Genomic DNA, 20546 nt, shown 5'->3' on the forward strand with positions numbered 1-20546 from the left:
CTCAAGTGGGCGAGTCGGAGTTTTTTCCATTTGCCTGGAACATTCCAGCCTGCTCTATCGTTTAGTATTACATAATATGTAAAATAAGGATAGAATGGGTGATCGTTTGTGAGAGGGAGCAAAGCAGTCTTCTGTGGAGCTCTGGCCGGCATGCTGATGCTGTCCGGATGCACGCTGGGGCAGGGGAAAGAAGGAGCAGGGGCACTGAAGCCGCTCGGCAAAGACGAAAAAGCGGTGATCAAGGTCATGTATTATGAAAAAAGCAGCTTGTTCCAGCAGTATGGGGCGCTGTTCATGGCCAAATATCCGAATGTGGATATCGAGGTCGTCTCCACGCAGAGCATATACGGGCGGGATAAAGATCCGGTGAAGGCGTTCGAGGAGCTGGTCGAGGCGGAAAAGCCGGATGTGCTGTATTTCGAATCACCGAATGCCTTCGTCAAGTGGGCGGGAGAAGGGAAGCTGCTCCCCTTGGATGACGTCATTCAAGCGGACAAGTTCGACATCGAGAATATGCTGCCCGCCGTAACCGAGACGCTTCGCGCGCAGGGGGGAGGCAAGCTGTACGGACTCAGCCCGTCCTTCTACAGCAGCGCTCTGTTCTACAATAAAGGTTTGTTCGAAAAGCATGGCGTGCCTCTCCCCAAGGATGGGATGAGCTGGGCCGAGGTGTTGGAGCTGGCCAAAAGGTTCCCGACGGATGGACAGAGTGAGGAACGGGTATACGGGTATGGAGAGAATAACTCGTTTATGGGAGGTGGCGACGATCCGATGGGCTTCCGGTATTTTACGATGATCGGGCATACCCAAGGGCTGTCCTATCTGGATCCGAAACGCGAGAAGGTTACCCTGCAGACGGAGGGCTGGAAGCAGGCCCTGCAGCTTGCCGTGGACGGCATCCAATCCGGTGCGCTGTATGACCCGGCCAAGGGGCCGCAGATCGACTTCAGTAAAGGCGTCAGCAGGGAAGAGATGCTGGAGCGCAATCCGTTCGTCTCCGGCCGAATCGCGATGACCGTCGAGGGAACCTATCTGATCAGCGAGCTGGAGCGGGCCAAGGACATCCGCAAGGACAAAGAGCCCGTCAACTGGGACATTGTCACGGTTCCGGTCGATCCGCAAAACCCGGGGACATCGAATGCCCTCTCAATCTCCGAAGTGTTCTCCGTACGTTCCGATTCCCCCAATGCCAGAGCGGCCTGGGAGTTCGTCAAGTACATCAACTCCGAGGAAATGGCAAGGGTCAAGAGCAAGATGGATGAGGGAAGACTGCTGTCCCGGACCGCCTATGTCAAGGACAAGGACGGACGGAGCCTAGAGCCCTTCTATAAGCTCGGGGTGAGCGAGAAGGTGACCGAGCAGGCGACGGAGGCTGCAGCCGTTCCCATGTCGTTCTACTCCGAATTCTCCAGGATCGGCGGACAAGAGGTTGGGGCGGTGGTAGACGGCAAAAAAACGGCCGATGAGGCGCTTGCGGCCATGCAGAACGGGCTCCAGGAAGCGCTGACGAGGACAAAGCAGGAAGAGGCGGCGAAGGAGCAGCAGGAAGCGGCTTCGAAGCCGGCAGGGTAGCATATAGTGACGGCCGATCTCCGGGAGGGGACGGCCTTCTTTTTTGTGCGCATTGTCCTTAAAAGGACGGCCTGGGCGTTGATCTCACCGCCAACCCCCAAAATATTTACTGATCCTTAGCGAAACAGGCAGGAAATGGAGAATGAAATGCGAATATATGTTTGTATATTGTATTCGAGAGGGGATGCAGAGGGATGGCGGAAAGGAAACAAATCGGCAGCTCGCTTACCGTGCTGATGGTGTCAGATGTGGAGCGGTCCAAGGCTTACTACCGGGAAGTACTGGGATTTCAGGTGACCGACTGGTGGGCGGAGCGGGACGGACTCGGAGGACTGGCGCTGAAGCTGCTTCAGGCACCGGACCCGTCGGCCGTGCGACCGAATCCGCCCCAGGCGGGAGATACGCAGGCCTATGACGTCTATGCCTACGTGGATAGCTGGGAGGCGCTGGATTCCCTGTATGAGGAATTCCGGAGCAGGGGCGCCGTCTTCAGCGGCGAGCCGGTAATTTATCCGGACGGCGGACCCTGGAAGGAATTTGTGGTCCGTGACGGTGACGGCTACGGGCTGGCGTTCGGCGGCATCGAAGGCTCCAAGGGCGGGCAGGATGCCGTGACTTCGCCGGTCGAGAGCCGGATCGATTCGGTGATCCTCTGGGTGCGGGACCTGGAGCGTTCCGCTGACCAGTACGGCCGGCTGCTCGGCGTCGAGGTGCGCACCGAGGACCGGCAGGAGCACCTGCACATCTTCCGGCTGGAAAACGGCACCGACCTGATCCTCGACAGCAGCGGCGAGCTGAGCTCTGCAGGAGCGGGGAGGGGAGGCGCGCTGTTCAAGCTGGAGACCCGTGACATCGACGCGGCCTACCGGAGAGCGCAGGAGCTCGAATTCGAAGCGGTCTTCGGGATCTCCCGCCACTCCCGCGTTTCCTTCTTCAATCTCCGCGACGGAGATGGCAATATTCTCACGATCTCGCAGAGCCGCTGATGCTATGGAGATCAGCGGACGCTTTTTGCGGGCGGGCAGGGAGATGTTTGCCTTTTAATGATAGGAGAGGTCCTCGAGTCCGTATTGTTTCCAAAAAGGGCGCAGCGTCTCCCATGTACATTCGAAGATATACGTTCCATCCCCAGTGCTGAAGGCCAGCAGCTGGGGATTTTCTTTTATCTCCGGAAGGGGTACCAGAAGGAAGAGCTCCCTGCAGTGGAAGATCAGCCCGGCCTTGGAGACGGGCAGCGGCGGATGCATCGGAATCCGGAGGACGAGGCGGCTCTCCTCCTGGATCCGCAGACGGGGGGAGAGCCCTCCGGCCGCGGCCAGCCATGTCTCAGCGCTCCTGCGGATGTCCCGTGTGTTCGGAAGCGTCCGTACCACCTGGTCCAAGGCGGGAGCATAAATCTGGACGGGAGGCACGAAGGCCCCGTCCCTGATCGAGGCGGCCCTGGCCAAGGGCGGGGAGCTTGGCAGAGCGGCCGACAGGAAGACGGCGGCAGCCACCGCCGCAAGGACAGCCGTACGGAACAGGAGGTTTGGCATGTATGAAGCTCCTTTCATCCGGTTAATCTGGTGCGCGCTTGTCAGCGGTGTGCGCAGGCGAACCCCAGCGGCACAGCTTGGTTTGAGCTGTTGAGTGAGGCTGCAGTGTTTTGAAGTGGTGACCTTAATGCGAAGCGCAGCGAAACGCAAACATAGTATGCCCGAACGTCAAAACGCCATTTCCGCCCAAGGCAACGCGGCCAAGGACGGGGAGCCGGGTTCGCGTTAGCAAGCAAGGTTGTATGGTTTGCCCTTACAGCAGGTACCCAACAACAGTGTGTTGTTTCGAACTTGGCCTTTTGTGCGAAGCACAGCGGAACGTGTCTAGCCGGGCGATACTCATCAGCGAGGGTTGGCATTGTTTACTCGTAGGCGCAGCGGAACGCCCGCACAGCAGCTCCTTAATTTAGCCAGCGAAGGTGTATTGTTTCGAAAGTGACCTTTGTGCGAAGCACAGCAGAACGCGTCTAGCCGGGCGATACTCATCAGTGAGGGTTGACATTGTTTACTCGTAGGCGCAGCGGAACGCCCGCACAGAAGCTCCTTAATTTAGCCAGCGAGGGTGTATTGTTTCGAAAGTGACCTTTGTGCGAAGCACAACGGAACGAGAAACAATACACCTGAGCGCCCAACGGAACGAGAAACAATACACCCGAGCGCCCACTACACCCGAGCGTGGAGTTTCCACTCCTTCCGCCGCCCGGTCCGGGGTGCCTCTGCACCTGGGCCGGGCAGGGGACTGGACTTAGGTCCAGTTCCAAAAACCGCCGCAGGTCCGTTTTGGCAGAGCCCGGTTTAACCTAGAATAAGGACATAAGCAAGCGACAATGAAATGCGAAAGGCGGTGAATGCTTACATGAGAATGAACCGGCATACGGGTCTCGCGCTTCTCTTCATCGGATTCGGCGCCATGATCCTTGCAAGCAGGATGGGACTGCACATCGGACATCACGTAATGAGCTTCCTCTTTCCGGCGGCCCTCGTCGGCCTCGGCTTCGTTGGGATGAAGAACGGCAGAACGTTTATCGGTGCCGCACTGATCCTGATCGGCGGCGGGGTGCTCCTCGGCAAGATGTCCGGCGTGTTCGCGATCCTGATCGCGGTGGGGCTGATCTGCTACGGATTCTCCCTGCTCCGCGGCAAATCGGCGTGCTAGTCTTCTACCAGAGCCCATGCACAGTAACCGAAGCAGCCCGGCTTCCGGCCCGGCGGCTATTCCAAACAAAGGTGGTTGAACAAGAATGAGTCTTGGCAAACGATTCCGTGACCTGACCGTCGCCCATTTTAACGAAATGCTGGAACAGTCGGAAGATCCGGTTCGCCTGATCGACAAATACCTGGCTTCCCAGTCCGAGCAAATCCGCGAGTCGGAGCGGCTCCTGCAGCAGTGCCTCTCGCACGCTTCCTCCCTCCGTCAGCAGTACATGTCGGCGGAGCAGCTCAAGGAGCGGCGCGAAGGTCAGGCGCTGCTGGCCCTGAAGGCCGGCGAAGAAGAGGTAGCACGTATGGCCCTGCAGGAGAAGATGCAGCAGGAGGAGAAAGCGGCGCAGTACAAAGCGCTGTACGAACAGAGCAAGCACGGGATCGTGGAGCTCGAAGCGCAGCTGCAGCAGTTCAAGGCCGATTTCGATGAAGTGGCATCGAAGCGCAGCTACTATATCGCCCGGCTCGAGAGCGTACGGCTGCAGCAGCGGATGAACGAACGGCTGCGTTCGATGGGCGGCGGCGTGAGCCCGCGGATGTTCGACCGGCTCGAGGAGCGGGTCAGCGACATGGAGCTGACCGCACGCACCCTCCGGGAGGTCCGCGGACAGGTAAGAGACGCGTGGAACGCGGCTTCCAGCGCGGCAGGCTCCGCGGTGGAGCAGGAGCTGGCGAAGCTGCGCAGCAAACTACAAGAGGAAGGATGGAACCGTCGATGACGAGATTATTCCGATCCCGCACGGACCGCAAGATTACCGGTCTCTGCGGCGGGCTTGGCGAAGTAATGAATGTGGATCCTACCCTGCTTCGGTTGACTCTGGTAGTAACCACGGTATTTACGGGCGGAGCGGTGATCCCCCTTTACTTTATTGCGACACTGGTTATTCCGAACGAGCCATGGAACGGCGGCTTCGGCGTAGGGTACGGCGGTCCGCAGGGACACGGTCTTGGACCGGGGCACGGCTCCTATCACTCCTGGAAGGACTGGCGGCGCGCCGAGAAGCACTACCGCAAGGCACAGAAATACGGCTGGGGTGCGCATCAGGAGGCAGAATATGCCCAGGCGGCCGGACAGCAGGGCCCGCAGGCGAGTGACCTGGACGACATGATGAAGGATATCGAGAAGAAGGCCATGTGGAAAGAGCTGGAGGAGCTGCGCTCCAAAGTGGCGATGTACGAAAAACAACAAAACCAAACTAAGGGAGATGTGTAATCATGGGTGTTTTTTCTAGAATCAAGGATATGACGAAGGCTTCGCTGCACGAGCTGCTCGACAAGGTCGAGGATCCGATCATCATGCTGAACCAGTACCTCCGCGATATGGAAGAAGAGATTGCGACGGCGGAAGTTACCGTAGCCCGCCAGATCGCATCGGAGCGCAAGCTCAAGGAACGCCTGGAAGAGTCGGTCCGTCTGTCGGCCCAAGCGGAAGCCGGCGCCAAGGAAGCGCTGAAGGCCGGCCAGGAAGCCGCAGCACGTCAGGCACTGGAGCAGAAGCTCCACCACGAAGGCAAAGTAACGGAGTACACGGACCTCTACGAAAGCGCGAAAGCCCAGGCCGCCGAGCTGGTACAGCAGCTGCATGAGATGAAGGATGCGTACTACCAGATGCGCAATAAGCGCAGCGAGCTCGTATCCCGTGCCCAGCTGGCCAAGGCGAAGAAGCAGATGGCCGAAGTGACGGCCAGCAACGTGATTGAAGGCGGCAGTGCCGTCAAGGGCTTCCGCCGCATGGAAGAGAAGATCATGTCGCTCGAGGTGGAAGCCGAAATCGCCCGCAAGCCTTATGTCGGCGCAGGCTATACAAGCTCGGTGTTCACGGCGGCTCCGGCGGCCGACGCAGCCAAGCAGCAAAAGATCGACGATCAGCTCGCACAGCTTAAAGAAAAGCTGACTTCGGAGCAGGGCCAATAAGGAGTACCGGCTCAGGGAACGAGTGGTAAAAACAGGCTTGGAGCGGCCAGCCCGTTATGATATGCTATGAAAGGTCAAAGCCATGGCGGAACGTGCGCCGTGGCTTTTGGCGGAATAGCGGAACCTGCCATCGCTTGGCATCCAGAATCCACGAAAGGGGGCGGCACGGATGTACCGCAAAAGAAACCGCAACATGGCGCTGATGCTCATCGGCGCGGGGTTATTCCTGCTCGCGGACAATCATCTCAGTTTTTTCACCGTCCTGGCCCTCTTTCTTCTTCTTATGGGGGTTCACAAGATCCGTTCGGGCGCGGAGCGCAAAGGCTACCTGCTGCTGCTGATCGGCGGGCTGCTGCTCCTGGGGGGGAATCTGCCTCTCATTGCGGCCGTCATCCTGATCTCGCTCGGATTCTTCTATAATAAAATGCGCAAAGTCCACAAGGATGACCGCCACGTGCGGAAACAGAGTCTCATTGAGAGCATCCGCTGGGGCCGGGAGCCCTGGATTCTCCGCAACATGTCGATCTGGAACGTGCTGGGGGAGCTTCAGATGGACTTCAGCTACGCGATTACCGAGCAGAAAGAGACGACGATCGTCCTGCAGGGGGTCATTGCCGACATCGATCTCATCGTTCCCGAGGATATGGGGGTCACCGTGACGGCTTCCGTGCTCTTCGGCCAAACGAGCGTGGGGTATGACAAGGAAGCCGGCGTGCTGAACAAGATGGTCTGGCAGTCGCCGAACTATTGGACGGCCGAGAGGCAGCTGAAGCTTGAAATTTCATATATTGTAGCGGACATTGATATAAAAAATCGTCTAGATCCGGTCTTATAACATAGATATATCCGGTAGAGTACGGAAGGCCAATACGCTGTAAGGAGAAACGCAATGGACGGACAAGGCAAAAGGCTGGTCAACATGATTTGGCGGAGCATGGCGGAGTCGATCGGACTCAGCCTTGTTTTGTTTGCCGTCCTGATCTACTTCCTTCAATCGGGCGGTTACTTGAGGCCGTTTGAGACGTGGAGGGAGGGCATCCTGATCTCCCTCTCCATGATTGCTGTGGCGGTGTTCATCGGCGGCTCCTACGGCCTCTGGTACAGCTCCCGGATGAAGCACCGGCTCGAGACGCTGCGCGAGGTGATGATCTCGCTCGAGAAGGGCAACCTGAGCCGGTCCGTCCCGCCGCTCGGCGAGGATGAGATCGGCCGCCTCGGCGAGCAGCTCAACGCCATCACGAAGAAGTGGGAGGAGCAGGTCTCCTCCCTGCAGCGGCTGTCGAGCAACAATGCCCAGCTGGCGCAGAAGGCCAAGTACTCGGCGATCGTCGAGGAGCGGCAGCGGCTGGCCCGCGAGCTGCACGATGCGGTGTCCCAGCAGCTCTTCGCGATCTCCATGACCGCGACGGCGGCCCTGCGCACCCTGGACAAGGACTTCGACAAGGCCCAGCGGCAGATCTACCTCATCGAGGAGATGGCTTCGGTGGCGCAGTCGGAGATGCGGGCGCTTCTGCTGCATCTGCGGCCCGTCCATCTCGAAGGCAAGCGGCTCTCCGAAGGCATTATTGAGCTCATGCAGGAGCTGGCGTCCAAGGTGCCGATCCAGATGGACTGGGAGCTCTCAGAGGACATCCGGCTGCCGAAAGGGATCGAGGACCATCTCTTCCGGATCGCGCAGGAAGCCATGTCCAACGCCCTGCGGCATTCCAAGGCGTCACGCCTGGAGGTGCGGCTCGTGAAACCTTCTCCCGATGCGGTTCGTATGTTGATTCGTGACGACGGCGTCGGCTTCGACCTTGATATGAAGAAGCAGGCTTCTTACGGGATCGTGACCATGAAGGAACGGGTGAACGAAATCGGGGGCTCGATGAACCTGATCACGGCTCCCGGCAAGGGCACACGAATTGAAATACGGATACCGATCGTAGCGGAAGGAGGGCCTCTGGATGGAGGAGACGACGATTAAGGTGCTGCTTGTGGACGACCACGAGATGGTTCGCATCGGACTGGCAGCCGTGCTCGGCACGGAAGACGGCATCGAAGTGGTGGGGGAAGCGAGCGGCGGACAGGAAGGCATCCGGCTGGCGATGGAATACAAGCCGGATGTCGTGCTGATGGATCTCGTCATGGACGGGATGGACGGCATCGAGACGACGCGCCGGCTGCTGCAGCAGCATCCGGACTGCAAGGTCATCGTACTGACCAGCTTCATCGACGACGAGAAGATCTACCCGGTCATTGAAGCGGGGGCGTTCAGCTATCTGCTGAAAACCTCACGGGCGGCCGAGATTGCCCAGGCGATCCGGGCGGCGGTGAACGGACAGTCGGTGCTCGAATCGCAGGTGGCCTCGAAGCTCATGAACCGCTTCCGCCAGCCGAAGCCGGCCCATATGCCGCATGAGGAGCTCACCGAGCGCGAGATGGAAGTGCTGCGGCTGATTGCCTCGGGCAAGTCCAACCAGGACGTGGCCGACGAGCTGTTCATCGGCGTCAAGACGGTCAAATTCCATGTGACGAACATTCTCGCCAAGCTGGGCGTGGAGGACCGGACCCAGGCGGCCATCTATGCGTTCAAGCAGGGCCTGGTCGAGTAGGGACCACGAGGGACCGTTAGAAGGAATAAGGACGCAGACCGCTGCCGGCTTAGGCTGAGCAGTGGTTTTTTTGTTTTTGGTAAGATCAGGCGGTAAGAGAGAAATCTTCGATGATTCCAAGATTTAGAGGGGTGTTTATAGGTCTTAAGATCTATTTTCCAGTTGAGTGTTGAGGGGGCCACCGATTACAATAGAGGCAGGAAGACATCACGATCAGTCACCGGGAGAGGATACATTATGGCACTGGGAATCGTTCCGCTAACGGCCGTACATACAAGGAAGAATGCGTTCGACTTATATCAGACGGGCGACGGATATCCCGCTTACCCGCAGCAGAACCAGGGGCCGGAATACGGCGATATGAAGCCGGTCGAGCCGTTCGATGAGATAGAGAAGAAGAAGCAGGAAGCGAAGGAGCTCCAAGAGCAGGAGCAGCGGCGCAAGGAAAGCGATCCGGACAAAGAAGAGAAGAAGAAGATGCTTCAGCAGCTCGATATGCTGAAATCCTTCTACACGAACTTTACGCCGGAGGGCATGGCCATCACGGCGGACCAGACGAAGGAAGGCCTGAAACAGCTGCTGAGCAAAGCGATCGAACAGAAGGTTCAGAACGACAAGATGGTGTGGGACTCGAAGCTGCATCAATTCCGGATGGAAATCTCCCGCGAGGCCTATGAGAAGCAGACGGCGGCGCTGAAAGAGGAGGAACAGAAGCTTACGGCTTCCCAGACGGTCACGACGAAAGAAGAGACGGCGGCAGCCGGCAGTGCGACGGCAGCGGGGAGTACGGCAGTTGTGGCCGCGGACGGCCGTGCGGACAGTCTGACGGCCGGTACCACCACAGAGACGACCGGCGGCACCAAGGATAAGACCAAAGAGCACGGGAGCACCGCGGATTCAGGCCTGATGGCTGACACAGCAGCGGTCGGGGGGTAAGTCCGCGCAGGAAAGTTCAGCAGAAGCAAAGTTCAACGGAATAAAGAAGAGCAGGGGACCTCTCAGGGGGCCGCCTGCTTTTTTGCTTATTTTCTTAAAATTTTCTTAAGGGGTGAGAGGCAGCAGGGGGCTGCGTCGTCTATATCTATAGGACGTAAATCAGTGCGGATACAGCGGCCGCCGGGGGAGTGCGGAACCCGGGCAGCCAAGGAGAGGGGACCAGGGAATGACGGGAGCGGCAGTCATCAAAGAGAAGGAGCAGCCAGAGATGAGGTGGACCTTCGGAGCCAAAACGGAAGTGCTGAAGCGGTATGAGGGCTATGCTTATCAGGTGGTCTTCTATCTGCTGCAAAGGGAAGAGGATGCGCTTGCGGCGGCCCAGGAGGTGCTGCTGGAATTGTACGGCTGCGATGAGTTCTACAGGGCTGCGCCGGAGGAACAGCAGAAGAGGGTGAAGGCGGCGGCGATGCGGCATGCCCTGAAGGCGCTCGGGCGCCGGACGGCTGCAGGGGCGAAGGAGCCGGATCGGGGGGAATAAGCAGTGAAGCGCAGGGCCCCGTACGAGTGTGCGGAGACCTGCGCTTCTGTCTGGACCAGCCGGTATCACATGGGCTGGAGCTGCTGCCATGACCAACGGGAACCGCTCTCAAAGGACGGCGGTGCCGTTGATCCTTGCATATCCGAAAGCCTAACTTGCATTAGCTTGATTGTGTCATCTGAAATGCTAAACAAACGCGCACCGCCCTTAATCAGGACGATGCGCGTTTGTTCAGGGCGGCGGTTCAGACGAAGGTATCGAGGAGCAGTCCGGTGAAGGAGACGGGAAGCCCCTGCTCATACGGGTTCAGCTTCCGGCGCTCCACCGCCGAGCCGGCGTCCGGGCGGTAAGGCCCGCTGCGGCGTTCGAGCAGCTCGGCGGGCCGTGCCTCGGTAAGGCGCCGTACCGCTTCCGTGAAGCCGGTCTCCGCCGCCCGGAAGGTCTTCGCCAGGGAGGCGCCGTCCCCCTGCAGCAGCTGCTGCAGCTTGGATTCATCCACGGCAAGCGCGCCGTCTTCCCCCAGCGAGATGCCGAGCCCGGTCCATGCCGAAGAGGGCAGGGACTCCTGCAGCGCCAGACGGACCTCCGGCTGGATCATCCCGCCGGCCTGGTCCAATGCGGAGGCGAGCCGGTTATAGCGCCCGGCAAGCTCCGTGAGTTCCTGATGCACCGCAGCCGCGTCACCGCCGGCCAGGCGGCGTTCTGCCGAGGCTGCCTCCGGGAGGCTGCCGAGTGCCTCTGCGGCGCTGTAGACGTCCGCCATCTTCCTGGCCGCTGATTCGGCTTGACGGTCGTACGTGTAACGAAGCGGCGGTGTCTGAACCGGTTTCCGCCGTGCGGCAGCCGCATCGGCGATATGAAGCAGGCGGCGTTCCTCCGCCTCCTGCCACTGGGCCTGCGACCGGTAGATGCCTGTAACCTGTCCCACTGCTGTAATCATATCTGCCGGCCTCCGTTCGAGTGATTTCTTGTCTCTATTATACTCCCGGGGGGCACCGTCAGGCAATGACGGATCGCTTGACACCCCGGGGGAGATGAGCGTATGATTGTCTATCAATTATCCCTTACCCGAAGGAGCTCGTGTCCCTGATGAATTGGGTTCACCTGATTGTCATCGCCGCCGTACTGGCTGTAAGCCTCGCTTTTTTGTCTTTTGTCGCCAAAAAATATATGAAATGACCTCTTCACCGCGGTTCCTCTTCGCTGCTTCCCCCTCGGTCTTCTCCCTCTTCCTCTGCGGCGTCAACCTTCCTCCCCTTTCTTCATAAGATATGAAGAGTGAAGCTATAACAGGAAGGGCGGTACCGCCATGATCCGCAAACGAATTCCACGCCAGGACGACACCACCATCTACCGGCTGATCGAAGAACTGCTCGCCCCTTACGCGCGCCAGACGAAGCCCGGGCTGCTCCTGACGCCGGCGCTTATCCGCAAGAGGCTGGCCGGAGGCATCACCTACGTGGATACGGCAGCCGGGCGCAAGCCGGCCGGATTCATTCTCCTGAAGCCAAAGGAGAGAGAACGGCTGCGTGTCGACCTGCTTGCCGTACACCGCAGCTATCAGGGGCACGGGATCGGGCGGCGTCTCATGGAGAAGGCCGAACGGACGGCTGCCATGCACGGCTGCAGAGAGGTGGAGCTGTGGGTGGACGAAGCGAACGTGAATGCCCAGCGTTTCTATCACCGGCTTGGCTATGGAGCCGTCTATTACGATGTCAGGCTCCGCTGCTACCTGATGGTCAAGCCGCTGGCCTAAAATCGGGAGGAAGGGCCTGCCGGACCGCTGCAAAAGCGTCTGCCCGAGAAGCCTCCGTGGCGAAACGGGGGCTTTTTTTACGCAAAATCCCTGATCGACAAGGTTCGAGAGTGTGTTATTTTTTTGTAAATTAAGTTCAGAGTACCTATTGACGGATCCCACATTCTGGTAAAATAGAGTAAGCGTTATCATTGCAGCCTCTGCAGCCTTTTTCATGCTTGGATAAGCCGCAGTTTCCCGGCAGCCGTTATAACCTTACACCTATGGAATTGGAGGGATGAGTTGATGAAACAGTGGATGGCACTGCTGCTCTTAACGCTGGGATTGGGAATGGCGGGTTCGATCGGACTCACTTCTTCCGCTTCTGCGGAAGTGCCGGTATCGCAAGGAAAGAAGGCTGCGGCGAGCAGCGTGACCGGGGCTACGTACGGTCCGGCCCGGGCTGTCGACGGGAATATGGGGACGTATTGGGCGCCGGGAGGCAGCCAGACACCCTCTTGGCTCACGGTGGACCTGGGGCAGCGCTACGAGGTAAGGGAGGTCCGGACGGCTTACCTGGAGCGGAGCGGCATTTATAAATATCTCATCGAGTTCTCCAGCGACAGCCAAACCTGGTATCCCTATGCGAGCCGGATGAAGAATACGACCCTGCCGGCGGGTTCCGGTTATGTGGATGCCGGCAATGTGACCGCACGGTATTTCCGGATCACGACATCCGGAAGTACGGGGGGCAAGCGGGCCATCACGGAGTTCCAGGTATACGGCACCGCTGCGGACGCCCCGCCGGAGGCTGAGCTGGCCTCGATTGAGGTGGACGAAACGGAGCTTGAGCTCCAGCAGGGGGACTCCCATGGGCTGGAAGTGCTGGCCGTGTATACGGACGGACATACGGAGGATGTGACGGCTTCCGCCACGTTCACCTCGAGCAAGCCGAAGACCGCCTCGGTTACGGCGGCCGGTGTGGTGAAGGCCAAGGCCGAAGGGCAGGCGGCGATTACGGTGGCCTACGGCGGCAAAAAGGCCAAAGTCCAAGTAACCGTAGGGGCGGCCACGGAGCTGGAGGCGCTGGAGACGAACGCGCCGCAGCGCCTTGGCGTAGGGGAGACGCACCAGCTGGAGGTCACGGCGCTGTACGATGACGGTACGTCGGAAGCGGTAACGACAGGCGTCAAGTACGCGAGCTCCCGCCCCTCGGTCGTATCCGTCTCCTCGAAGGGCGTATTAACCGCCCGCACGGAAGGGGAGGCGGTGATCACCGTCTCTTATGGCGGCATCTCGACCAAAGTGGAGCTGACGGCAGGAGCTGCGCGGGAGCTGCAGTCGATCGGCGTGGATGCCCCCGGCCAGCTCGCCGTAGGCGACGTTCAGGAGCTCACCGTAACGGCCTTCTACTCGGACGGTTCGACCGAGGAGCTCGGCAGCGGGGTTACCTTCACGAGCTCGGATCCGGCCGTCGCTTCCATCTCGTCGAAAGGTGTACTCCGTGCCCTGACGGAAGGCCAAACCGTCCTGACGGTCAGCTACGGCGGGAAGAGCACCACCGCCGATCTAACCGTGGGGGATGCCCACACGACGCTCGATTCGCTGTCGGTCGATGTCCCGGCGAATCTGTACCGCGGGCAGAGCTATTCGCTGACCGTAACCGCTTATTATGCGGACGGCACCTCGAAGGACGTCACGGACGAAGCGACCTTCACAAGCAGCTCGACGCGGATCGCCACCGTCTCTTCATCAGGCGTGCTCAAGGGCGGGAACACGTCGGGTACGACGACCATCACAGTGAGCTACGGCGGATTGACCTATGACGGATCGGTGTATGTCAGCGGTTCCAGCTACAACAGCGTTTCTTCGCTTTCGTTCAGCCCGAGCTCCTTCTCGCTCAACGCGGGAGGCAGCAGCTATTTCTCGCTGACGGCCTATAATAACAGTTCTTATTACGATGATGATGATTACAGTACGGTAGTGACCTCCTCGGCGAGCTATACGAGCTCGAACCCGTCGGTGGCGACAGCCGATACCAGCGGGTATGTGCGGGGGCATGCGGCCGGAAGCGCAACGATCACGGCATCCTATGGCGGGACTACGGCAACGGCCTATGTCACCGTCACCGGAGGAACCGATACGGAGGATCCGACCTGGGACTACGGAGCCGAATTGACGGCGGCGGAATCCGGAGATACCGAGGTGACGCTCTCTTGGGGAGAAGCTTCCGATAACGTGGGCGTCACGGCCTATAAGCTGCTGAAGGATGGCACCGAGATTCAATCCCTGTCATCGTACACGCGCAGCTATACGGTATCGGGGCTGACCGCAGGTCAAAATTATACCTTCGTTGTCGAGGCGGCGGATGCTGCCGGAAACCGCTCAACGCAGCTGAGTGTTACGGCTTCGCCGGGCGGTGTGACTGCCGATGGAACCGGTACGGGGAACGTCCTGCAGCAGCAGCCTTATGAGGAGTATGACTACGGTACCGGCTCCGGCACAGGGTATACACCGGCTCCCGCCGGGCAGGAGCAGACGGTCACGGCCGTGATGCAGCCGGAGACGACGCCTGACGGCGTGGTACAGAGCAAAGGCACGGTAGACGAGGCCGCACTCGCTCAAGCGCTGAGCGGCGTAGGGACCGGCACGGTGGTGATTCAGGCCTCCGGGGCCGGCGATTCGGTCGTCGTGAACATGCCGGCAGCCCCCTTCCTGAACGGTGCAGCAGCCCCGGGCAGCCGGGTTGCGGTTCAGCTGCCGGAGTTCACCGGCAGCCTGCCTTCCGCACTGCTGCAGAAGGCCGCAGGAAGCGGAGACGGCTCGGGGCAGCTCTCGGTCGTGACCCGTGTCCGGACGGATGAAGCCAGCAATCTCGCCCAGGAATTGGCAGCCGAAGAGGGGGCGACCCTGCTTCTGCCTTATCCTGTGGAGATGAAGCTGATGAGCGGAAGCGTTGAGGTGACCGATTACGAAGGCCAGTATGTCGAGCGGACGGTCACGCTCGATGGGGCGGCGGCCGGAGCCGGCGGCATTCCATCCGCGATGTGGCTCGATCCGCAGACGGGCCGGTGGGGCTACCTGCCGGCGAAGACCGGCACCGCCCCGGACGGGCGGCAGACGCTGACGGTGAAGGCGCCGCAGGGCGGGATCTTCACCGTGAAGGCCGCCGCCAAGTCCTTCGCGGATACGGCGGCCCACTGGGCGAAAGCGGACATCGAGGAGCTCGCGGCCAAAGGCGTCGTCACCGGGCTCGACGACCAGCGCTTCGCGCCGGACCAGGCGATCACGAGAGCCGAATTGTCGGTGCTGCTCGTGCGGGCGATCGGTCTCGAGCAGCCAGCGCCAAACGGCGGCGATACGGGCTTCCGTGACGTCGGGCCGGAGGCCTGGTATGCGGGAGCCGTAGCCGAGGCGGTCAAGGCGGGGCTCATTGACGGGTACGAGGACGGCACGTTCCGTCCGATGCTCGAGGTGACCCGGGAGCAGGCGGCGGCCCTGTTCCGGCGGGCGATCCGGTTCGCATCCGGCGAAGGCACGGCCGCCCGGGCGGATGCGGGAGCCGTGCCGCAGGAGGGCATGCAGCCCGGCATGGACGAGAGCTTCGAAGGCGAAGCCGCGGCCGGAGGCGCTGCAGGCGGAGCGCCGGTGATCGGCGGCACGCAGGGGGCCGGCAGCGCGGGTGCGCTGAGCCGGTTCCGCGACGGGGCGAAGGTGGCCCCGTGGGCGCAGGAGGCGGTAGCCTTCGCCCTGCAGCAGGGCTTCATGCAGGGCGTGTCCGAGCGGATGCTGCAGCCGCAGGCGAATACGACGCGGGCGCAGGCCACGGCCATGCTCAAGCGGCTTCTGCAGCATCTGGATTTTTGAGCCGGCGCAGGAATAGCCTGCGGCGGCGGCAAGGCGCACGACAAAGGGCTGTTTCCCGTAAGGGGAACAGCCCTTTGTAATGGCACACTCGCGGTGCAGCAGATCGTGCGCTTCGGAGAGAAGTTCTATGGTCTGGAAAGTACCGGTAAATAACTCGATAAGGCATCGAAGTTCTTTTATTGCTACGGAGTGAAGGAACATGTCGGTGCAGGTACAGCAGGTTGGCAAACGGATGTACTTGAAGCCGGCCCAGCGGGCTGGAGGGCGACTCACGCCCGAGCCTGCCAGCCAGGCCAACTCCTGTTCGGGGAGCGGAGCGGCAGTCCTTCCCGGTCCCCGTCCGGATCAGATCAGGACGAAGAGCAGGGCGATCAGCGCCAGGTCGAGGAGGATGGGCGCGAATGGGTACACCGGGCCGTAGGGGGAAGGACCCGGATACGTGCCGAAGGCCTGCGTCGAGGCTTCCGTTTTGCCCGCTGCCTTGGGAGCCGTCCCTTTTTTGGACTTCTTCTGGTTCAGCGTCACGTTCCCTGCGGCCCCGTTCTCCGCCGTCTCATTCAGGATCAGCTGGCCGCCGTGGATGCGGCTCAGGGTGCCGTATACCTCTGTGCCGTCCCGCAGCAGCAGGACGACGGGCTTGCCGTAATGGGGCTTGCATTCTTCCTCGCAGATGTTATGAATCCGTTTCATGGGAATACCTCCGTGGTTTTGACATGCTACAGTGCAGTTTATGCGGCATCTGTCCCGGGTGTACGGACGAATGCCCAGTCCCCGCCCGCCCATTCTCTTCCATGTATTAGGAGGTCATCCGATGTAAAGCGCTTTAACCTAGTTTTCCGCCCGATTTATAATTGAGAATCTTTCTCGCAGTATTGAATCTGCTTCCGGTTTTGTATATGCTAAGGGATGAAGAAGGACAGGCAGCATTTGCCTGTACCGCCACCATTCCAATCCAAGAAAGAATGAGGTAAACATGACCAGTGCCGTGTACTTGATTTTCGGAGCGACCGGGGATTTGGCCCGGCGCAAGCTTTTTCCCGCGTTCTACAGCCTGTACCGGGAGCGTAAGCTGGGCGACCGCTTTGCCGTAATCGGCCTCGCCCGCCGGCCCCGGACGAACGAGCAGTTTCGCGATGACCTGCATCAGTCCATCGAGGAGTTCGCCCGTTATAAAGTGACGAAGGACGAGCAGTGGGATTCGTTTGCCGAGCATTTCCAATACATGTCCCTTGATATCAACAATGTGGACGGCTTTAAGCAGCTGCGGGAGCTGACCGATACCCTCGACGCCAAATTCGATGTGGGCGGCAACCGCCTCTACTACCTCGCGCTGGCGCCCGAGCTGTTCGGCAGCGTGTCTCACAACCTGAAGGAAGGCGGGCTGCTGGAATCCGCCGGCTGGAACCGCCTTGTGATCGAGAAGCCGTTCGGCTACGACCTGCAGTCGGCCGAGAAGCTCAATGCGGAGATCCGCCAGGTGTTCGAGGAGCAGGACATCTACCGGATCGACCACTACCTCGGCAAAGAGATGGTGCAGAACATCAACGTCGTGCGGTTCGCGAACGCGTTCTTCGAGCCGCTGTGGAACAACAAATACATCGCGAACATCCAGATCACGCTCAGCGAAACCGTCGGCGTGGAAGAGCGCGGCGGATATTACGACCACTCGGGCGCGCTGCGTGACATGGGCCAGAACCATATGCTGCAGATGCTGGCGATCATGGCCATGGAGCCGCCGAGCCGCATGCATCCGGAGGATATCCGCGACGAGAAGGTGAAGGTGTTCCGCAGTCTCCGCGGCTTCCAGACCGGCGCCGAGGTGCGGGCGAATACCGTGCGCGGCCAATATGCCGGAGGCACGGTGAAGGGGCAGCAGGTACGCGCTTACCGCGATGAGGATTCGGTGAATCCGGAATCGACGACCGAGACGTATTTCGCCGCCCGGGTATTCGTGGACAACTTCCGCTGGGCCGGCGTGCCGTTCTACATCCGTACGGGCAAGCGCCTGCCGGTGAAGACGACCGAGGTGGTCGTGGAATTCAAGAACGTGCCGGACAACGTGTATCTCTCCCGTAAGCACAAGCTGGAGCCGAACCTGCTCGTGTTCCGCGTCAACCCGATGGAAGGCATTTATTTCAAAATGAATGCGAAGCAGCCGGGCTCCGAAGGGACGGTCGTGCCTGTGGCGATGGACTTCTGCCAGAGCTGCCAGGTCGGCCTCAACACGCCGGAAGCGTACGAGCGGCTGATCTACGACGCCGCCCGCGGCGATTCCACTTACTTCACCCGCTGGGATGAAGTGGCGCTCGCCTGGAAGTATGTCGACAAGATTGCCGCCGAGTGGGGGGCCGACGGTCTGCAGCTCTACGGTGCAGGAACCTGGGGACCGGAGAAGGCCCAGCAGCTGCTTGCCGAAGACGGCTTCCGCTGGTGGCCGGTGAACGGACAGGACGAAGGCGAAGTGGCCTGGGAGACCGGCCGCACCCTGACGTAAGACCGGGAGAATTCCGGGAAAGTTCAGTATAGAAGAGGAGGCGGCTCCGGTGTTCAAGCTCTATGACATTTCCTCGGTCATCCGGCCGCAGATGCAGGTGTGGAAGGATCTCGAACACAACCGCCCCGTCTTCGAGACGGTGCGCAGCCATGACAGCGGGGAGACCCACGAGACGCGGATCTCGCTGGACGCCCATACGGGCACCCATCTCGATGCGCCGCTGCATATGCTGCCGGGCGGGGAGAAGATCGAAGCCATCCCGCTCGGGGATCTGATCGGCCCTGCAAGGGTGCTGGATCTGACCGGGGCAGAGGATGGGATTACCCGTCAGGACCTCGAACCGTTCGCGATTCAGCCCGGCGAGTGGATTCTGCTCAAGACGAAGAATTCGTATACGGACGAGTGGCGCGACGACTTCATCTATGTGAAGCAGGACGGGGCGGAGTATTTGGCCGGGCTCGGGATCAAGGGTGTCGGCGTAGACGGCCTCGGGATCGAGCGGTCCCAGGAGGGATACCCGACCCACCGTACGCTGATGCGCAGCGGTGTGCTGATCCTGGAGGGTCTTCGCCTCAAGGAAGTGTCCGGCGGAAGCTACTTCTTCGTTCTGGCACCGCTGAAGCTCGAGGGCATCGAAGCCGCTCCGGCACGGGCCTTTCTTATGGGCTCGTAGCTGCTGCTCCGCTTGGCGGGCCGGCAGCGGCTTAACCCTAACGGTACAGTGAAGTGAAAGCCCGGTGTGGGAATGCACCGGGCTTTTCGCCGTGAACCGGTGGAATGCCCGAGATGAGAATTCTCGGGAAGGGAAGGAAGAGGCAGCGGCCGGTCCGGGGATTTGCAGAAGAGGCGGCCTAGGGCACCGCGGGATACACATACGGTGCTTCATCCGTCCCAAGAGTCCCGGGGAGGGGAAGAGGCCTTCCTCCGGCTGCCTCCGGGCTTTCCGCCGTTGTAAGGAAACTCCGCCCGGAAGAAGCCTGCTATTTTTTGCCGCCCAGTATGCAATGCGCGGCAAAACACGGTATAATATAGGGATGAATGAAAGCCATGCACCACAGGAAGGACCGGGAGGCTGAAACCATTGTGACACGGAGAACATTTATACGCTTCCTGCTCGGAATCCTGGTGATTCTCGGAGCGGCGGGCACCGGTCTGTACAAACTGCTGAAAGCGCAAGAGGAAGATCTGGTACTGCAGCAGCCTGAGTCGCCCGTATCGCCGCAGCCTGCGGATCCGGGAACGGATACGGGAGAACCGCTTTTTTCCATGATGATATTCAGTGACCTCCATATCTCCGAGAATGATCCCAACACGATCAAGCATCTGAAGCAGGGGATGGATGACCTGCAGCGGCTGGGCTCGCCCGTGGACGCGCTTGTCATCACCGGGGATCTGACCGAGTACGGACGGGAGAAGGACTACCGGGAGCTCAAGGAGATTCTGTCGGCTTACCCGCTTCCCCCCGTTCTCGCGAATATGGGCAATCACGATTATTATGATATCTGGATTGACAAATTCGGGGCATTCAACAAGGAATCGATGCCGAACGGCAAGACCGACCAGGGATCGCGCGAGCGGTTCCAGACCTTCTTCGGTCTGCAGAAGCCGTACCACGACGCGTGGATCAACAATCACCACGTGATTCTGCTGTCACAGGAAACTTATGTGCAGGAGAAGCCGGAGGTCGGCGAAGGAGCCTGGTATTCGGAGGAGCAGCTGAACTGGCTGCGTGAGAAGCTGGAGGCGCACAAGGACGGCAGGCCCGTCTTCGTCATGACCCACCAGCCGCTGCCCCCGGCCGGAGAAGACGGCGGCTCGCACCGGCTCATCCCTGCGAAGAAGTTCCGGGAGATTCTGCGGCCCTACAAGAACGTCTTCGTCTTTGCCGGGCACCGTCATCAGGATTTTCAGGGGACGACAGAGCATTATGTCAAGGAAGGGTTTCATTATTTTCACAACTCCTCGGTCGGACGCGTGCTGAACCGCAATTTCCAGAACGCCGCCAAAGAGAAGGCGCAGGGGCTGTACGTTCAGGTGTACCGGAACCGGGTTACACTGCGGGGCAGGGATCTCGTAGGAGGCGCCTGGCTCAAAGAGGCCGATTGGACCGTCAAGCTAACTTAATCTCCGGGGCCGCCCGGGAGATCCAATACAAGTT

Annotated in this window: 19 protein-coding genes; 16 read left to right on the top strand and 3 right to left on the bottom strand. The window is 60.1% G+C overall.

Annotated features, from left to right (window positions below; genetic code table 11):
- Positions 1 to 150: 150 nt before the first annotated feature.
- Positions 151 to 1572: an extracellular solute-binding protein gene (locus PM3016_RS04955; RefSeq protein WP_014368627.1), complete on the top strand. Its 1422-nt coding sequence runs from the start codon at positions 151 to 153 to the stop codon at positions 1570 to 1572.
- A gap of 194 nt (positions 1573 to 1766) precedes the next feature.
- Positions 1767 to 2558: a VOC family protein gene (locus PM3016_RS04960; RefSeq protein ID WP_014368628.1), complete on the top strand. Its 792-nt coding sequence runs from the start codon at positions 1767 to 1769 to the stop codon at positions 2556 to 2558.
- A gap of 54 nt (positions 2559 to 2612) precedes the next feature.
- Here the strand turns inward: PM3016_RS04960 and PM3016_RS04965 are convergent, their stop codons facing one another.
- Positions 2613 to 3107, bottom strand: a complete 495-nt coding sequence (locus tag PM3016_RS04965; protein ID WP_013917236.1) for a hypothetical protein — start codon at positions 3105 to 3107, stop codon at positions 2613 to 2615.
- 856 nt (positions 3108 to 3963) lie between these two features.
- Between PM3016_RS04965 and PM3016_RS04970 the strand changes: the two genes are divergently transcribed.
- The 9 genes from PM3016_RS04970 to PM3016_RS05010 all read left to right on the top strand — a co-directional run bounded on the left by PM3016_RS04970 (position 3964) and on the right by PM3016_RS05010 (position 10292).
- Entirely contained in the window at positions 3964 to 4263 is a 300-nt protein-coding gene (locus tag PM3016_RS04970) for a LiaF transmembrane domain-containing protein (RefSeq protein ID WP_014368629.1), read from the top strand.
- An 85-nt stretch (positions 4264 to 4348) separates the two neighbouring features.
- On the top strand, positions 4349 to 5029 hold the full coding sequence (locus PM3016_RS04975) for a PspA/IM30 family protein (RefSeq protein ID WP_013917238.1): 681 nt from the start codon (positions 4349 to 4351) through the stop codon (positions 5027 to 5029).
- Positions 5026 to 5523, top strand: a complete 498-nt coding sequence (locus tag PM3016_RS04980; protein ID WP_014368630.1) for a PspC domain-containing protein — start codon at positions 5026 to 5028, stop codon at positions 5521 to 5523. The genes PM3016_RS04975 and PM3016_RS04980 overlap by 4 nt, the downstream gene beginning before the upstream one ends.
- Before the next feature lie 2 nt (positions 5524 to 5525).
- Entirely contained in the window at positions 5526 to 6224 is a 699-nt protein-coding gene (locus PM3016_RS04985) for a PspA/IM30 family protein (RefSeq protein ID WP_013917240.1), read from the top strand.
- A 169-nt stretch (positions 6225 to 6393) separates the two neighbouring features.
- The gene (gene liaF / locus PM3016_RS04990) at positions 6394 to 7059 is read left to right on the top strand and encodes a cell wall-active antibiotics response protein LiaF (protein WP_014368631.1); all 666 of its coding nucleotides are present in this window, start codon (positions 6394 to 6396) and stop codon (positions 7057 to 7059) included.
- Between the two features lie 54 nt (positions 7060 to 7113).
- On the top strand, positions 7114 to 8190 hold the full coding sequence (locus tag PM3016_RS04995; protein ID WP_013917242.1) for a sensor histidine kinase: 1077 nt from the start codon (positions 7114 to 7116) through the stop codon (positions 8188 to 8190).
- Entirely contained in the window at positions 8171 to 8818 is a 648-nt protein-coding gene (locus tag PM3016_RS05000; RefSeq protein WP_013917243.1) for a response regulator, read from the top strand. The genes PM3016_RS04995 and PM3016_RS05000 overlap by 20 nt, the downstream gene beginning before the upstream one ends.
- Positions 8819 to 9055: 237 nt before the next feature.
- Positions 9056 to 9754 (top strand): hypothetical protein, encoded by a 699-nt coding sequence (locus PM3016_RS05005; protein WP_014368632.1) that lies wholly within the window; start codon positions 9056 to 9058, stop codon positions 9752 to 9754.
- Positions 9755 to 9980: 226 nt separating this feature from the next.
- Complete coding sequence (locus tag PM3016_RS05010) at positions 9981 to 10292, top strand: hypothetical protein (RefSeq protein WP_013917245.1); 312 nt, start codon at positions 9981 to 9983, stop codon at positions 10290 to 10292.
- A 244-nt stretch (positions 10293 to 10536) separates the two neighbouring features.
- Here the strand turns inward: PM3016_RS05010 and PM3016_RS05015 are convergent, their stop codons facing one another.
- On the bottom strand, positions 10537 to 11232 hold the full coding sequence (locus tag PM3016_RS05015; protein ID WP_014368634.1) for a hypothetical protein: 696 nt from the start codon (positions 11230 to 11232) through the stop codon (positions 10537 to 10539).
- 369 nt (positions 11233 to 11601) lie between these two features.
- Between PM3016_RS05015 and PM3016_RS05020 the strand changes: the two genes are divergently transcribed.
- Both PM3016_RS05020 and PM3016_RS05025 read left to right on the top strand, forming a co-directional pair.
- Positions 11602 to 12048, top strand: a complete 447-nt coding sequence (locus tag PM3016_RS05020; RefSeq protein WP_014368636.1) for a GNAT family N-acetyltransferase — start codon at positions 11602 to 11604, stop codon at positions 12046 to 12048.
- Positions 12049 to 12333: 285 nt separating this feature from the next.
- Entirely contained in the window at positions 12334 to 15894 is a 3561-nt protein-coding gene (locus PM3016_RS05025; RefSeq protein ID WP_014368637.1) for an S-layer homology domain-containing protein, read from the top strand.
- A 345-nt stretch (positions 15895 to 16239) separates the two neighbouring features.
- Here PM3016_RS05025 and PM3016_RS05030 read toward each other — a convergent pair whose 3' ends face one another.
- Positions 16240 to 16584, bottom strand: a complete 345-nt coding sequence (locus PM3016_RS05030) for a hypothetical protein (RefSeq protein WP_013917250.1) — start codon at positions 16582 to 16584, stop codon at positions 16240 to 16242.
- A 283-nt stretch (positions 16585 to 16867) separates the two neighbouring features.
- Between PM3016_RS05030 and zwf the strand changes: the two genes are divergently transcribed.
- The 3 genes from zwf (at position 16868) to PM3016_RS05045 (ending at position 20512) form a co-directional block, all read left to right on the top strand.
- Positions 16868 to 18388, top strand: a complete 1521-nt coding sequence (zwf, locus tag PM3016_RS05035) for a glucose-6-phosphate dehydrogenase (protein ID WP_013917252.1) — start codon at positions 16868 to 16870, stop codon at positions 18386 to 18388.
- Positions 18389 to 18437: 49 nt separating this feature from the next.
- Complete coding sequence (locus PM3016_RS05040; protein WP_013917253.1) at positions 18438 to 19061, top strand: cyclase family protein; 624 nt, start codon at positions 18438 to 18440, stop codon at positions 19059 to 19061.
- Between the two features lie 374 nt (positions 19062 to 19435).
- Complete coding sequence (locus PM3016_RS05045; RefSeq protein ID WP_051044955.1) at positions 19436 to 20512, top strand: metallophosphoesterase family protein; 1077 nt, start codon at positions 19436 to 19438, stop codon at positions 20510 to 20512.
- Positions 20513 to 20546: the final 34 nt, after the last annotated feature.

The sequence above is a fragment of the Paenibacillus mucilaginosus 3016 genome, from assembly GCF_000250655.1.
Classification (GTDB): domain Bacteria; phylum Bacillota; class Bacilli; order Paenibacillales; family NBRC-103111; genus Paenibacillus_G; species Paenibacillus_G mucilaginosus.